Source organism: Polaribacter sp. L3A8 (assembly GCF_009796785.1).
Taxonomy (GTDB): domain Bacteria; phylum Bacteroidota; class Bacteroidia; order Flavobacteriales; family Flavobacteriaceae; genus Polaribacter.
In genome coordinates this window covers 1,052,615-1,067,348 of the sequence record NZ_CP047026.1, presented here as the reverse complement: position 1 = coordinate 1,067,348, position 14,734 = coordinate 1,052,615, and the positions used below count along the sequence as shown (strand labels likewise).

At 29.1% G+C, this 14,734-nt stretch carries 14 protein-coding genes; 8 read left to right on the top strand and 6 right to left on the bottom strand.

Annotated elements, in window-relative coordinates:
- Positions 1-53 precede the first annotated feature (53 nt).
- From GQR92_RS04085 to GQR92_RS04065, 5 genes are read left to right on the top strand one after another with little or no spacing between them, the layout of a single operon-like run.
- Positions 54-1,082 (top strand): DHH family phosphoesterase, encoded by a 1,029-nt coding sequence (locus GQR92_RS04085; RefSeq protein WP_158837926.1) that lies wholly within the window; start codon positions 54-56, stop codon positions 1,080-1,082.
- Positions 1,072-1,608, top strand: coding sequence for a gliding motility-associated peptidyl-prolyl isomerase GldI (gene gldI, locus GQR92_RS04080; RefSeq protein WP_158837925.1), 537 nt, complete (start codon positions 1,072-1,074; stop codon positions 1,606-1,608). Before GQR92_RS04085 ends, gldI begins: the two co-directional genes overlap by 11 nt.
- 2 nt (positions 1,609-1,610) lie before the next feature.
- Positions 1,611-2,336 carry an FKBP-type peptidyl-prolyl cis-trans isomerase gene (locus GQR92_RS04075; RefSeq protein ID WP_158837924.1) on the top strand — a complete coding sequence of 242 codons (726 nt, stop codon included), beginning with the start codon at positions 1,611-1,613 and terminating at the stop codon, positions 2,334-2,336.
- Between the two features lie 11 nt (positions 2,337-2,347).
- Entirely contained in the window at positions 2,348-3,511 is a 1,164-nt protein-coding gene (locus tag GQR92_RS04070; protein WP_158837923.1) for a peptidylprolyl isomerase, read from the top strand.
- The gene (locus GQR92_RS04065; protein ID WP_158837922.1) at positions 3,501-4,076 is read left to right on the top strand and encodes a phosphatase PAP2 family protein; all 576 of its coding nucleotides are present in this window, start codon (positions 3,501-3,503) and stop codon (positions 4,074-4,076) included. Before GQR92_RS04070 ends, GQR92_RS04065 begins: the two co-directional genes overlap by 11 nt.
- Positions 4,077-4,215: 139 nt before the next feature.
- Here the strand turns inward: GQR92_RS04065 and GQR92_RS04060 are convergent, their stop codons facing one another.
- Positions 4,216-6,216, bottom strand: coding sequence for an LTA synthase family protein (locus GQR92_RS04060; protein ID WP_158837921.1), 2,001 nt, complete (start codon positions 6,214-6,216; stop codon positions 4,216-4,218).
- 130 nt (positions 6,217-6,346) lie between these two features.
- Between GQR92_RS04060 and pheT the strand changes: the two genes are divergently transcribed.
- On the top strand, positions 6,347-8,773 hold the full coding sequence (gene pheT, locus GQR92_RS04055) for a phenylalanine--tRNA ligase subunit beta (RefSeq protein ID WP_158837920.1): 2,427 nt from the start codon (positions 6,347-6,349) through the stop codon (positions 8,771-8,773).
- 283 nt (positions 8,774-9,056) lie between these two features.
- Here the strand turns inward: pheT and lipA are convergent, their stop codons facing one another.
- Genes lipA through GQR92_RS04030 form a run of 5 tightly spaced genes read right to left on the bottom strand, consistent with a single transcriptional unit; the run spans position 9,057 to position 13,067 of the window.
- Positions 9,057-9,926, bottom strand: a complete 870-nt coding sequence (gene lipA / locus GQR92_RS04050) for a lipoyl synthase (protein WP_158837919.1) — start codon at positions 9,924-9,926, stop codon at positions 9,057-9,059.
- A gap of 25 nt (positions 9,927-9,951) precedes the next feature.
- The gene (locus tag GQR92_RS04045) at positions 9,952-11,187 is read right to left on the bottom strand and encodes an Nramp family divalent metal transporter (RefSeq protein ID WP_158837918.1); all 1,236 of its coding nucleotides are present in this window, start codon (positions 11,185-11,187) and stop codon (positions 9,952-9,954) included.
- 3 nt (positions 11,188-11,190) lie between these two features.
- Positions 11,191-11,754 (bottom strand): RNA polymerase sigma factor, encoded by a 564-nt coding sequence (locus GQR92_RS04040; protein WP_158837917.1) that lies wholly within the window; start codon positions 11,752-11,754, stop codon positions 11,191-11,193.
- On the bottom strand, positions 11,745-12,848 hold the full coding sequence (locus GQR92_RS04035) for a glycosyltransferase (protein WP_199269179.1): 1,104 nt from the start codon (positions 12,846-12,848) through the stop codon (positions 11,745-11,747). The genes GQR92_RS04040 and GQR92_RS04035 overlap by 10 nt, the downstream gene beginning before the upstream one ends.
- 15 nt (positions 12,849-12,863) lie before the next feature.
- Positions 12,864-13,067 (bottom strand): membrane or secreted protein, encoded by a 204-nt coding sequence (locus GQR92_RS04030; RefSeq protein WP_158837916.1) that lies wholly within the window; start codon positions 13,065-13,067, stop codon positions 12,864-12,866.
- 135 nt (positions 13,068-13,202) lie between these two features.
- Here GQR92_RS04030 and GQR92_RS04025 point away from each other — a divergent pair, with 135 nt between their 5' ends.
- Together GQR92_RS04025 and GQR92_RS04020 are read left to right on the top strand one after the other, a co-directional pair.
- Entirely contained in the window at positions 13,203-14,033 is an 831-nt protein-coding gene (locus GQR92_RS04025; protein ID WP_158837915.1) for a mechanosensitive ion channel family protein, read from the top strand.
- 83 nt (positions 14,034-14,116) lie between these two features.
- Positions 14,117-14,695, top strand: a complete 579-nt coding sequence (locus GQR92_RS04020) for an RNA polymerase sigma factor (RefSeq protein ID WP_158837914.1) — start codon at positions 14,117-14,119, stop codon at positions 14,693-14,695.
- The last annotated feature ends 39 nt before the right edge of the window (positions 14,696-14,734 follow it).

The window sequence follows — 14,734 nt, the reverse complement described above, 5'->3', positions numbered from 1 at the left end:
TGTAAGATAAAATTTATTTTGAAAAATGCTATTAAATTGTATATTCGCCACTTATGATTTTAAAAGGATTTGAAAGCTTAATAAGTTTTCTTGATCAATCAAGAAATATTGTAATCGTAGGGCATAGAAACCCAGATGGTGATGCTATGGGGTCTACCTTGGCATTAAAACATTATTTAGATAAAAAAGGACACAATGCAACTGTTGTTGTGCCTAATGAATATCCAGAATTTTTACATTGGTTACCAGGCTCAGATACAACGTATCGCTTCGATTGGCAAAATAGCCAGTCTCAAAAAGCAATAAATGCATCAGACATCATCTTTTTATTAGATTTTAATGCATTGCATAGAGTAGGTTCTGACATGCAAAAAACGTTAGAAAAATACCCAAACGACTTTGCAATGATAGACCATCATCAACAACCAGATGATGTAAAATACATGTATTCTGATGTTACTATTTGTTCTACATGTCAAATGGTGTATCAATTTATAGAATTAAATAATGATTTAGATTTAATTGATGCAGATATTGCTACTTGTTTATATACAGGTATTATGACAGATACAGGTTCTTTTCGTTTTAGATCTACCACAAGTACTACGCATAGAATTATAGCTTCTTTAATTGATAAAGGAGCAGAAAATGATAAAATACACAATAAAGTGTATGATACTAATTCTTATAACAGGTTATTATTATTAGGACAAGGATTAAGTAATTTACAAATTTTACCGACCTATAAAACAGCATACATTACTTTAACTTCTGAAGACAAAAAGCGTTTCGATTTTCAAAAAGGAGATACAGAGGGGGTTGTTAATTATGCGCTTTCTTTAAAAGGAATCATTTTTGCGGCTATTTTTATAGAAGATAACGATCAAGGAGTTGTAAAAATTTCTTTTAGATCTAAAGGAAATTTTTCTGTAAATCAGTTTTCTAGAAAACATTTTTCTGGAGGAGGGCATGACAATGCTGCAGGAGGAAAATCTGATGTATCAATAGAAGAAACAGTAACTAAGTTTGTTACTTTATTACCAGAATATCAAAAAGAATTAGAAGCTTCTTATGAAAATTAATTTTTTAATATGTATTGTTCTTTTGTGTTTTGGTTGCTCTAAAAAGGCAGCACCAAGAAGGCCTATTATGGTGAAACCTTCTACCACTATTTTAAAAGAAACGATCAATCAATCTATTAGGTTGAATAAAATTGAAGAAGAAAAAATTTTATCGGCAATTAGAAAAGATTCTACAAACACTTATAAAGTTTCTCCTAACGGATTTTGGTACACTTATGTTAATAAAATAGAAGAAAATACACCAACTCCTAAAGCAGGAAATACAGTAACTATAGCATATAATATTACTGATTTACAAGGAACTGTAATTTATAGTAAAAAAGAATTAGGCATAAAAGACTATAAAGTAGATAAAGAAGATTTTATTTCTGCCCTTCAATCAGGAATAAAGTTGATGAAAATTGGAGAAACCATTACATTTGTCATTCCATCATATAATGCTTTTGGTCTTTCTGGTGATGGTAATAGGATAGAAATTAATCAATCAATAAAAAGTACAGTAACATTAATCAATATAAATAATTAAAAATGAAAGTAATAAAAAGTATTTTAGCAATTGCAGTTGTAGCATCTATGGTTTCTTGTGGAAATCAAGTAAAAGAAGTAAAATCTTTAGAAACAGAAATAGATTCTGTTAGTTATGCTATTGGTTTAACAATGTCTAGTCAATTAAAACAAGGTTTTAAAGAAGTTAATCAAGATATTTTAACACAAGCAATTAAAAATGGTTTAGATTCTACTAATTTATTAATAGATATTAAAGATATTCAGAAAGTAATAAGCCCTTATTTTCAAAAGAAACAAGCTGAGCAAATGAAAGAGCAGCAAGAAAAAGCAGCTAAAGCAGCAGAAGCTAATTTTGGAGAAAACAAAATAGCAGGAGAAGCTTTTTTAGCAGAAAATAAAACTAAAGACGGTGTGGTAACTACAGATAGTGGTTTACAATACATTATTTTAAAAGAAGGTACAGGAGATAAACCAGCAGGACCAACTGCTAAAGTAAAAGTTCATTATCATGGTACTAATTTAGAGGGTAAAGTTTTTGATAGCTCTGTTGATAGAGGAACGCCAGCAGAATTTGGTTTAAACCAAGTTATTAAAGGTTGGACAGAAGGTGTACAATTAATGAATGTAGGTTCTAAATACAAATTCTTCATTCCTCAAGAATTAGCTTATGGAGCACAAGAAAAAGGTGCAGATATTAAGCCATTTTCTACATTAATTTTTGAAGTAGAATTGTTAGAAATTAAATAATAATACCATTGATGAAGAATTTAATATACTTAGTTGCATTTGTTGTTTTATTAACAGCATGTAAAACAACGCCAGTCAAGTACAAAGAACTTAATGATGGTGTTTATGCTGAAATTTTAACCAATAAAGGAGAAATTTTAGTAGAATTATATGCAGAAGACGTACCGATGACAGTTGCAAATTTTGTTTCTCTTGTAGAAGGAACAAATAGTAAGTTGGTAGATTCTTTAAAAGGGAAAGACTTTTATGAAGGTATTATTTTTCATAGAGTTGTAGATAATTTTGTAATTCAAGGTGGTGGCTTTACGGCAAATGGTAGAAAAGATGCAGGTTATGTTTTTGGTGATGAATTTCCAAAGAGTGAAGATGGAAATTTAATGTACAGACATAATGATAAAGGTATTCTTTCTATGGCAAATGCGGGACCAACCACTAATAACACTCAGTTTTTTATAACACACAAAGTAATACCTCATTTAGATGGTAAACATACCGTATTTGGTAAAACTGTTATAAATTCTGTTCAGTTAAAAGAATTAAAAAGTAAAATTAAAGATTCTTTACAGTTAAAAAAAGCAATAGACTCTACAAGAATGGCTGTTGTAAATAGTATTGTACAAAAAGATACTATTTTAACTGTAAAGATTATTAAACTAGGAGCTAAAGCCAATAACTTTAATGCTGCAAATGTTTTTGATGCTGAATTGGTGAAATTTGAAAATTCAGAAAAAGATCATAAAAAAGCAGAAGAAGAATTAGAAAAAGCTAGATATGCGAATTATTTAGTTGAAAAAGCTGCTTTTTTATCCAAAATGGATGAGGCCAAAGCTGTAAAAACATCTTCTGGACTTCGAATTTTAAAATTAAAGAAAACTTCTGGTAAAAAAATAGTTGATAATAAACCATTGTCTATAAATTATACATTGTATACGGCAGATGGTAAAAAAATTCAATCTACTTCAGATACTAATGCAGCTCCTTTTGTGTGTCAGTTAGATGATGCTCAAAGACCTATGATTGCTGGTTTTAAAGAAGGTGTCTTAACGATGCGTGAAGGAGAAAAGGTTCGTTTATTTATACCTTACTATTTAGGGTATGGAGAAGAAAAATATGGTCCTTTTCCTGCAAAATCAGACTTAGTTTTTGAAATAGAAGTTTTAAAAATTGGAAAATAATTTGTTAGAAAAAATTATACATTTAGATAAGAATTTATTAGTTTTTCTAAACAGTTTAGGAAGTGAACAATGGGATCCGCTTTGGTTGGTAATTACCAATCAACTTTATTGGAGCCCATTGTTTATTTTTATTTTTTATGTAACCATTAAGGCTTTTGGTTGGAAACGTGGTGGAGTTATGATACTTTCCATGATTTTATTGGTAGCTTTTTCAGACCAATTTACAAACCTTATAAAAAATTCGGTAGAACGTTTACGTCCGAATAATGACCCAGAAATAAAACACTTATTAAGAACTCTAATTAAACCTCAGAGTTATAGTTTTATGTCTGGTCACGCAACAACATCTACTTTTTTCTCTGTCTTTGTGGTACTGCTTTTAAGAGATAAATACAAGTACATCTACTTTATCTTATTTTGGCCACTAGTATTTGCTTATAGTAGGTTGTATTTAGGCGTACATTTTCCTATTGATATTTCTGTAGGAATTATTGTAGGAGTTACTTTTGCAAATATCTATTACTTCTTTTTTAAGAAGGTAGATAAAAAGCTGTTTGTCCAGTAAGTTAAAAGATAACTTTCTTAAATTAAAATTAAGGTTAGTTCTTAATTCTGAAACTATTTTAAATAAAGCCAAATTACTTTTAGTATTAATAATTTAGCTTTGTTAAAATTGTTTATTGTTAATCAACAGAAAATAAAATTTACTGTTTCTTTTTTTTATTATTTAAGTATAAATATTTTGTAGCGTGGTAATAGGCAGTTAATAAGCTATCCATTTTCTTTGCCTTACTAGGATATTCATTTTTTATATCTTTTACCTCTTTAGTATTTAAATTATACAAACCAGTTGTTTTACTAATATTGGTTTTAGAGTAATATAAGCTATCTTGAATTAAACCAACAGTAGGTTCTCCTTTACTTTTAAGATAAACAAAAGAAGCTGTTTTTTTAGGAAGAGAATCTAGTAAATTATTACCAAGAGTATAATTTGTATGATTTACTTTAGCTAAACTAGCAATGGTTGGAAACAAATCTATTAATTTTCCATTCTTAGTCATTGTACCTGTTTTAACAAATTTAGGTGCATTTATAAAGAAAGGTACATGTTGTAATTGAATGTTTAAATCGTACTCTTTGGTAAAATTCTCTGTTCTTTTCATGGCTGTATTATGATCGCCAAAAAAAGCAAAAATTGTATTGTCATAATAACCAGATTCTTTAGCTCTCTCTAAGAATTTTCCAATATTAAAATCTAAATACCTTAAAGCATTTAATTGTGCTATAGATTTAAAACCAGATTTTTCTAACAAGGCATCACTAACCTCTTTTTTATTTAAAGGTTTATAACTTTCTTGTACATCAGGCACTGTAAAAGGCATGTGGTTAGATGCAGTTTGTATGTAGGCTATAAACGGTTTATTTTCTTTAGTTAATTTCTCTAATTTTTTATTAGATTCTTTAAATAATTCATAATCATCTATTCCCCAAACGTCTGCTCTTTTTTCTGTGTTGTAACTTCCTTCTTCAAATATTTTTAAGCCTTTTATGTTCGATTGAAAAACACTTCTAATATTTGCCCAATTGGCACTTCCGCCTAAAAAGTACAGTTTTTCATATCCTTTAAATTGATCAAAAATAATACGTTGGTCCTGAATTAATGGGTTTCTAGAAGCGGTTCTTACACCATCTATATCTGGTAGACCAGTAACACTTGCAAAAACACTAGGTGCTGTTCCAGATTTATGAACATAGAAGTTAGAAAAAACCAAACTTTTTTTAATAATAGAATCCATTTTTGGAGTACTACTAATAGGGCTTCCAAAATAACTCATTGGTTTCACACCAACAGATTCCATCATTACAATTACTACATTTGGTTTTTTAGTATAAGTAGCATCAAAAACAACCTTTCTTTCAAAGGATACGTGGTCTTTAGGTAGGTTTAAATAGTTGGCCATTACAGGGTAATAGTCCTTAAATGTTTTCATGTCTATACCTTCATTACGATAAGCAAAACTATCAAAAAAGTATAAAACCGGATTTAAAGCAAATTGATTTACTTGGTTTTTTTTAGAAAAAAAAGCTTGACTCCAACGTAAAGGATAATGAGTTATGCTGCTGTAAATTCCGTAAGATAAAAGCAAAACAGTACTAATAAAATAGATCGTTTTAATTTTTTTAGAAAGGATGTTTGTCTGATTTGTATAAGCGCTATATATAAATTTTGATAATTTGTAAATAATAAAACAAAGCAATAACAACCCTAAAATTCCTTTATAAATAGGATAACTTTCAACTAAAACCTGACTAGATATTTTTAAATCGCTTAGAAAACGAAGTGAAGAAGCATCTAATCGGATACTTAAATAATCATAATAGCCAAAATCAAAAAGAAAAAATAATGTTAGTATTAAATAACTTAAAATTAAATAAAGGTTTGCAATTTTTTTGTAAATTTTCTTTTTAAAAAATTGATAATTAACAATTAAAATTAAACCTGCTAAAGGGAAAAAAGTAAGTACAGCCAACTTTAAATCAAAACGAATACCTAACCAAAATGCTTTTTGAATTTCAGAAGAAGAAACTTGGTCTAATTGGGCAAAAAACTGATAAAAAAGAATTCTAAAAAAAAGGATATATAGAAATAAAAATAAAACATTTGTAAAAATGTATTTGATGTAATTCGGTATTTTCTGTAACATTATTAATGATTAAGAGTACAAAGGTATTTATTTTAAAATTGTTAAAAATATTTTTTCGTTTTTAAAATGAAAAAGGATAATAAAAACGAGATTTTAAGTAAATTTGCAGCTAACAAACCTAGAGAAGAACATGAAAATATCATACAATTGGTTACAACAATTTTTACAGGTAGATTGGGAACCTATTAAAACAGGAGAATTGTTAACCGATTTAGGATTAGAGGTGGAAGGAATTGAAACCAAAGAATCGATTAAAGGAAGTTTAAAAGGAATTGTTGTAGGTAAAGTATTAACTTGTATACAACACCCAAACGCAGATAGACTAAAAGTTACTACTGTAGATTTAGGTTCTGGAGAGCCTGTACAAATTGTTTGTGGTGCACCTAATGTTGCAGCAGGACAAAAAGTACCTGTAGCTACTATTGGAACTACTTTATATGACGATAAAGGTGATGGTTTTAAAATTAAGAAAGGAAAAATTAGAGGAGAAGAAAGTCATGGAATGATTTGTGCCGAAGACGAATTAGGTTTAGGTAAAGGTCATGATGGAATTCTTGTTTTAGATAAAAAATTAAAAGTAGGAACACCAGCTGCAGAAGTTTTTAAAATTGAAACAGATTATATTTTCGAAATTGGGTTAACACCTAATAGATCTGATGCAATGAGCCATTTTGGTGTAGCAAGAGATTTACGTGCCGGATTAATTCAAAAAGATCTTAAATTAGAATTGATATCTCCTTCTGTTAGTAATTTTCATGTAGATGAAAGAACACTTCGTGTAGATGTAGAAGTAGAAAATAAAGAATTAGTTCCTCGTTATTGTGGAATTACCATTACAGATGTAGAGGTAAAAGATTCTCCAGAATGGATACAAAATAGATTAAAAGCGATTGGTTTAACACCTAAAAATAACATTGTAGATATTACAAATTATGTGTTGCACGAACTAGGGCAACCTTTACACGCTTTTGATGCTCAGAAAATAAAAGGGAATAAAATTTTGGTAAAAACCTTAGCGCAAGGTACAAAGTTTACCACTTTAGATGAAGTTGAAAGAGAATTATCATCAGAAGATATTATGATTTGTGATGCAGATTCTAATCCGCTTTGTATAGGTGGTGTTTTTGGAGGTTTAAAATCTGGTGTTACAAACAATACAACTTCTATCTTTTTAGAAAGTGCTTATTTTAATCCTGTCAGCGTTCGTAAAACGGCTAAAAGACATGGTTTAAATACAGATGCATCTTTCCGTTTTGAGCGTGGTATCGATATTAATACTACAGAGTATGCTTTAAAAAGAGCTGCTTTATTAATAGAAGAATATGCAGGTGGTAAATTGGCATCTGATGTTTCAGATTTTTATCCAGTTAAAATAGAAGATTTTCAAGTGTTTTTGTCTTACGAGCATGTTTATAGATTAATAGGGCAGGAGATTCCAAAAGAAACAATTAAAAATATTTTAGCTTCTTTAGAAATTAAAATAAACAGTGAAACTAACGGAGGTTTAGGATTAACAATTCCTTCTTATAGAACAGATGTTCAGCGTGAAGCAGATATTATAGAAGAGATCTTAAGAGTTTATGGTTACAATAATATTGAATTTTCTCATAAATTAAATACGTCAATTTCTTTTGATTCTAACAAAGAAACAAAGATAGAAAACGTTATTGCAAACCAATTAAGTGCTTTAGGTTTTAATGAAACTATGGCAAATTCTTTAACAAAACCAGAATACACTGCGTTGTCAGAGAATATTAATGAAGAAGCCAACGTAGCGATGTTAAATCCGTTAAGTAACGATTTAAAAGTATTACGTCAGTCTTTATTATTTAGTGGTTTAGAATCTGTAGCATACAACATCAATAGAAAAAACAATTCTTTACAGTTTTATGAGTTTGGTAAAACATATCATAAATATGGAGAAAAGTATGAAGAGAATAAACATTTAACTCTTTTTGTTACCGGAAATAGAACAAAAGAAAGTTGGAGTGTTGCTAGTAAAACTTCTGATTTCTTTTATTTAAAAGGTATTATAACTTCTTTATTAGGTAGATTAGGAATTGATAAAGTAAAGTCTTCACCAACAAAAGAAGATATTTTTTCTGAAGGAATTTCTTTAGGATTAGGAAAAATAAAATTAGTAGAATTTGGTGTTGTTAAAGGTGCGGTTTTAAAAGAATTCGGAATTAAACAAGAGGTTTTATTTGCTGATTTTAATTGGGATACTATTTTAACGTTAGTAGGTAACAAGAACATTAAAGTAAGTGAAAACTCTAAATTCCCGGCTGTAAAACGTGATTTAGCATTATTATTAGATACTAAAGTTGCATTTAATGAGGTTTATAATTTGGCTTTTCAATCTGAAAGAAAACTATTAAAAGAGGTAGATTTATTTGATGTTTATGAAGGTGATAAATTACCTGAAGGCAAAAAATCGTATGCAGTTAGTTTCTTATTACAAGACGAAACAAAAACTTTGGCAGACAAACAAATAGATAAGATTATGCAAAAACTACAGCAATCTTTCGAAAAGAATTTAGACGCTGTTTTAAGATAAATTTAAAGCAATTCTTATCATTAAAAGTTATAAAAAAACCATCTCATTTGAGATGGTTTTTTTATAAATAATTCATGCATAAATGCAGTATTAAAAGTTGCTCTTAATTTGCCTTTTCAAGTAGGCTGCAAAGATAAAATAGGTAATATAAATATGATAATTTATTAACCATTTTATAGTTGTTTAATAAAAAAACGACCCTCTATTGAGAATCGTTGTATTTTATTGTTTTTTAATGCCGATATGTTAATTTTTTAGCTAAAATTTTATCAACTAAAAAGGGTTATACTGCATGTTTATGTGCTTTATAAGAAGAACGAACTAACGCACCACTTTCTACATACATAAAGCCCATTTCTAAGCCTAAAGTTTCGTATTTTTTAAATTGATCTGGAGTAATAAATTCTTTTACAGGTAAATGTTTTTTAGAAGGTTGTAAATACTGACCAATTGTAATAATATCACAATTTACTGCACGTAAATCTTTCATAGTTTGTATCACTTCTTCTTCCTTTTCACCTAAACCAAGCATTAAACCAGTTTTAGTACGCATTCCTTTTTCTTTTAAGTATTTTAATACACCTAAACTTCTATCGTACTTTGCCTGAATTCTAACTTCTCTACTTAATCTTCTAACAGTTTCCATGTTATGAGAAACAACTTCTGGATGCACTTCTATAACTCTATCTATTTGTTTAGTGTTACCTTGAAAATCTGGAATTAGAGTTTCTAAAGTTGTTTTAGGGTTTGCTCTACGAATTGCATCCACAGTTTCTGCCCAAATAATAGACCCACCATCTTTTAGATCGTCTCTATCTACAGAAGTTATAACGGCATGTTTTATGCTCATTAATTTTATAGAACGGGCTACTTTTTCTGGCTCATCCCATTCTACGGTTTCTGGTCTTCCGGTTTTTACACCACAAAAACCACAAGAACGTGTACAGATATTTCCTAAGATCATAAATGTAGCAGTTCCTTCTCCCCAACATTCTCCCATGTTAGGACAGCTTCCACTTGTACAAATGGTATTCAGTTTATATTTATCTACCAAAGACCTTAATTCTGTGTATTTTTTACCCACAGGTAATTTTACACGTAGCCATTTGGGTTTTTTTTGTTTTTCTGGAAGTATTACAGATTCTATTGCCATTTTATTTCTAAATTGAAATACAAATTTACGAAGAAAAGTTTGAAATACTGCTTAAAAACCAAATACTAAATCCGATTAAGAAGACAATACCAACAATACTTAAGATTCTTAAATAAATACCTGGTTGATGTTCTTTAGGAGTATGTTTACCTGTAATTAATTTGTAGTTTAAAATGGCGTAAAAAGGAGCTGTTAAAAAGGATAAAATAGTGGCTATTTTTATAAGTAAACCCATATCCTCCATAAAATATTTTAAGATTAAAAAAGTACCAGCAAATAAGAAGAGAATCCAAAACCAATACCCATATTTTAACTGCTTATTAAATAATATTTTTGTAGTTCTGTTCATTGCTCTAGGTGATGCGTCCATTGTTGTAATCGTGGTGCTAAACATGGTTGTAAAAGCAGCAATAGCAATAAATAGGTAAGAGAACTCACCTAAGTTTTTTGTATATAAATAAATCAATTGAGATGCAAAAACACCTCCTTTATTAGAAAAAGTTTCTCCAGATTTATACATCACAAGAGCCCCTAAAAGAACAAAACAAATTCCTAAAAATAAGGTAGCAATATACCCTAAATTAAAATCGAAAACTGCAGCGGTTCTTTTTGTTTTTATAACGTTGGTTTTGTCTTTTTCTACTGACCAAATAGAATGCCAAATAGAAACATCTAATGGTGCTGGCATCCATCCTAAAAAAGCAATTAAAAAAGTAAGCTCTACGGCTCCAGATGGTATAATCTGAGTAACATCAAAAGTATCGTTTGTATTAAAAAGGGCAATATTTACCGCTAGAATGGTACTAATGGTTAAAATAATGATAACGATTTTCATTAAATTATCTAACAATTTATATTTACCAACCACTAAAAATATTAAACTGATAAACATAATTAGTGTAGCCCATAAAACTAAGTCGTCTGTAATTCCAAAAAGTTGTGATGCCAAACCTGCAGTAACAATCGTTACAGCAGCTTGTATGGTAAACATTGTAGCAAAATTTAGAATGTAATATGCAATTAAAACCCCTTTGCCTAATTTTTTATAACCTTCTAGTAGGGTTTCTCCTGTTGCAGCGGCATAACGTGGTCCAAATTGAAAAAAAGGATATTTAAATATATGTACCAGTAACAATGCCCATAGTAAACCAAAGCCAAATTCTGCCCCAGCTCTAGTAGACTGTACTAAATGAGAAACACCTATAGCAGCGCCTGCAAATAATAACCCTGGTCCTAAAGAGTGTAAGAAGGATTTTTTCATAGCTTAAGATTTTTTAATGATCTCTGCTAATAATTTTTTTGCTCGTAATAATTTTACTTTTACATTATTCATAGGTTCGTTAATTTGTTCTGAAATTTCTTTGTAAGATAATTCTTGAAAATAACGCAACTGAATAACTTCTTGGTATTTAGGTTTTAATTGTTTGATGTCTCTTAACAATTTTGCTAAATTTTGTTCGGTAATAATTTTGTCTTCAGGTGTAGGGCTTTCATCAACCACTAAATAAGCTTTTTCTTCTTGCTCTTTAGATGTATCTGCAGCGATAGAAATATTTTTTTTTCGTAATAAATCGATATGAACATTCTTAGAAATAGCAATTAACCAAGTCTTAAAAACATATTTTTCATCAAAAGTATTAATTTTATCAAAGGCTTTAGAAAAGGTTTGAATTGTAATATCTTCTGCCTCGTTTTCGCTTTGTGTACGTTTTAATTGATAATTATAAACAGCAGACCAAAAAGTATCTAATAGATACCTAAATGCAGATTGATTGCCGCCTTTAGCTTTAGATATGTTTATTTCAAGTTTAGGATCCTTTATTTCCAATGATTTGGTTTTGAAGACAAATTAGTGATAAATATCGAAAATTGGAAAATTAGCAAGCCTATTTCTAAAAAAGGTAAGAAATAAGTAATGGTAGGTTCTTTTAATTTTTTTGAAGAAAAGCCTATCACAATAAATTGCACTAAATAATAGGTTAAAAATATGGGCAATATAATTTGCCAAGAATACAAGAAAAATAAAGGAATTGCTAAAAGGTAAAAGAACACTTTACTAATAAAGAACAACCCTAAAAATAATTTGTGTTGCGTTTTATAATGTTTAGCTGTAGAAATATGTCTCCTTTTTTGTTGAAACCACTCCGTGAAACTTTCTGGAGCTAATGATTCTGTAAAACTTTTTTTAGAAATTGAAAAGGTGGTGTTTTCTTTGGTAGCAGCATCTTGAATAAATAAATCATCATCTCCAGATTTAATATGCATGTGGTTTATAAAACCTTTTACATTAAAAAATTCTGATCTATGATAAGCCAAGTTTCTACCAACCCCCATATAAGGGGCACCTAATTTTGCGTAACTAAAATACTGAACGGCTGTTAACAACGTTTCGAAACGTACAAAAAGGTTTACTAATGATTTTTCCTTTTTATATTTGCCATATCCTAAAATAATGGTTTTTTCTTTAGTGAAATTTTGAGACATTTCAGAAATCCAATATTTAGATACTGGTTTGCAATCTGCATCTGTAAATAATAGATGCTCGTTTTTTGCAGCTTTAATACCTAAAGTAAGTGCATATTTTTTATTTCCCCAAAAAGCTTCAATGTTTTCTACACTAATAATTTTAATATTACTGTGTTTCTCTTTAAATGATAACATTATTTCTGAAGTTTCATCAGAAGAGGCATCATCAATTAAAATAACTTCGAAATTAGGATATTCTTGATTTAAAATAGAAGGTAAAAATTTTTGTAGATTTTCAGCTTCATTTTTTGCGCAAATAATTACAGAAATAGGAATATCAAGACCTTTTTTTTTATCTTTTTTAGTTTCAAATAAAAATGAAGAAAAAACAAAATAATAGGTAAGTTGAATTCCTGTAAAGACTACAAATAAGTAGAAGAGTACAGATAAAATCATTCAGAAAAAAAGGAATTAATTATGTTGTGGTTCAGCACAAGATTCAAACTGTTCAGGAGATTTTCCGCAAAAGCCACAAGACTCCCCTGTTTTATTTAACATTGGGTTTTGACTTGCACAAGTACCTGCAAATTTACCATCTTTTTTTGCCCAAATTTTAATAGCGATTCCAGCAACGCCAAGTGCTAATAAACCTATAGTTATAAATAATAATTTCATAAAAAATAATTGTATTACAAAGATACATATTCTAATTTTCTTATTTAAAAATCTATCACAAATATTTTTATAGAGTGACTTTTTAAAAATTAAAGTGTCTTAATTTTGAGAACAAAAAAATTAAAAAAAAATATTATGGAAACAACAACAGAAGCTTTAAAAAATTTTTACAATTCAATTTCTTCAGGTTTAGGAGACTGGGGACTTCAATTAATAGGAGCTCTTGCTGCTTTAATTATTGGACTTTGGATTATTAGGATGCTTATGAAAGGAATCTCTAAAGCGTTTGAAAAAACAAAATTAGATGAAACTTTACAACCATTTCTACTAACAACTATTGGTTTTATTTTAAAACTATTATTAATTATTTCTATTGCAGGTATTGTAGGTTTACCGATGGCTTCTTTTGCAGCTTTATTAGCGGGTGTTGGTTTAGCAATTGGTGCAGCTTTTAATGGTTCTTTGGGGCATATTGCTTCTGGTATTATGTTACTTATTTTTAAACCTTTTAAAGTAGGAGACTTAATTAAAACAAACGGAGCTTTTGGGTTTGTAAAAGAAATTTCTGTTTTTGTTACGGTTATAGAAACGTTTCAAAATGAAACAGAAATTATTCCAAATTCGGCAATTACTTCTAATAAAATAACCAATTTAACTAAAATAGGAAACTTACGTATCGATATGCCGTTTGCTATTAGATATGGTTCGGATATTGCAAAAGCAAAACAAATTGTTTTAGATGTTCTTAAAAAGGATAAAAATGTATTACAAGAAGGAGCAAGTGCTCCAAGAGTTGCTGTAAATAACTTAGGTGTTAATAGTGTAGAATTATTAGCTTTACCATATGCAAATTGTGAAAACTATTGGGATGTTTATTGGGACACAAGACAAGAAATTGTAGAAGCTCTTGGTAATGCAAATTACGAAGCACCTTTACCACAACGTGTTGTTACCATGACAAAATAAATTATAATTACATATATTTGGAAAAGACTGTTTTAAGAAGCAGTCTTTTTTTGTATGTTTACTTTTTTAATAAGCGCCCCCCTTTGAACGAAGAATCTTTTATAGTAGAATTACAAGCAGGAAAACAAGCTGCATTTAGTCAACTTTTAGATGATTACCAGCAGAAAGTTTTTGGTACCTGTATTTCCTTTATTCCAAATAAAGAAGATGCAGAAGATGTTGCGCAAGAAGTTTTTTTAGAAGTGTTTAAGTCGATAAATAAATTTAAAGGTGATTCTAAATTATCTACTTGGATATACAAGATAGCTACCAATAAGTGTTTAGAATTCATCAGAAAAAAGAACACTAAAAAAAGGTTTGCGTTTATGCAAACAATTTTAGGTAATGAAATACCTATAGATAAGACAAGTTACTTTACAGAAGTTAATCATCCAGGAATTTTATTAGAGAACCAAGAAAAATCTGCCATCATCTTTAAGGCTATAAATACCTTGCCAGAAGCACAAAGAGTTGTTTTTACGTTGGCAAAGATTGATGATAAAAGTTACCAAGAAATTGTAGAAATTACAGGTAAAAGCTTATCATCAGTAGAATCTTTAATGTTTAGGGCTAAGAAAGGATTGCAAGATAAATTAGAGAATTTTTATAAATCAGAAAATTAGTGCAAGTTTTTATAATTTCTAGCATCTAAATAAATAGTA

Excerpts from the sequence above, each read along its gene's own strand:
- GQR92_RS04070 (WP_158837923.1), top strand. The coding sequence starts at position 2,348 with ATGAAGAATTTAATATACTTAGTTGCATTTGTTGTTTTATTAACAGCA.
- GQR92_RS04060 (WP_158837921.1), bottom strand. The coding sequence starts at position 6,216 with ATGTTACAGAAAATACCGAATTACATCAAATACATTTTTACAAATGTT.
- GQR92_RS04075 (WP_158837924.1), top strand. The coding sequence starts at position 1,611 with ATGAAAGTAATAAAAAGTATTTTAGCAATTGCAGTTGTAGCATCTATG.
- lipA (WP_158837919.1), bottom strand. The coding sequence starts at position 9,926 with ATGGCAATAGAATCTGTAATACTTCCAGAAAAACAAAAAAAACCCAAA.
- GQR92_RS04035 (WP_199269179.1), bottom strand. The coding sequence starts at position 12,848 with ATGATTTTATCTGTACTCTTCTACTTATTTGTAGTCTTTACAGGAATT.
- GQR92_RS04030 (WP_158837916.1), bottom strand. The coding sequence starts at position 13,067 with ATGAAATTATTATTTATAACTATAGGTTTATTAGCACTTGGCGTTGCT.
- GQR92_RS04025 (WP_158837915.1), top strand. The coding sequence starts at position 13,203 with ATGGAAACAACAACAGAAGCTTTAAAAAATTTTTACAATTCAATTTCT.
- pheT (WP_158837920.1), top strand. The coding sequence starts at position 6,347 with ATGAAAATATCATACAATTGGTTACAACAATTTTTACAGGTAGATTGG.
- GQR92_RS04045 (WP_158837918.1), bottom strand. The coding sequence starts at position 11,187 with ATGAAAAAATCCTTCTTACACTCTTTAGGACCAGGGTTATTATTTGCA.
- GQR92_RS04085 (WP_158837926.1), top strand. The coding sequence starts at position 54 with ATGATTTTAAAAGGATTTGAAAGCTTAATAAGTTTTCTTGATCAATCA.
- gldI (WP_158837925.1), top strand. The coding sequence starts at position 1,072 with ATGAAAATTAATTTTTTAATATGTATTGTTCTTTTGTGTTTTGGTTGC.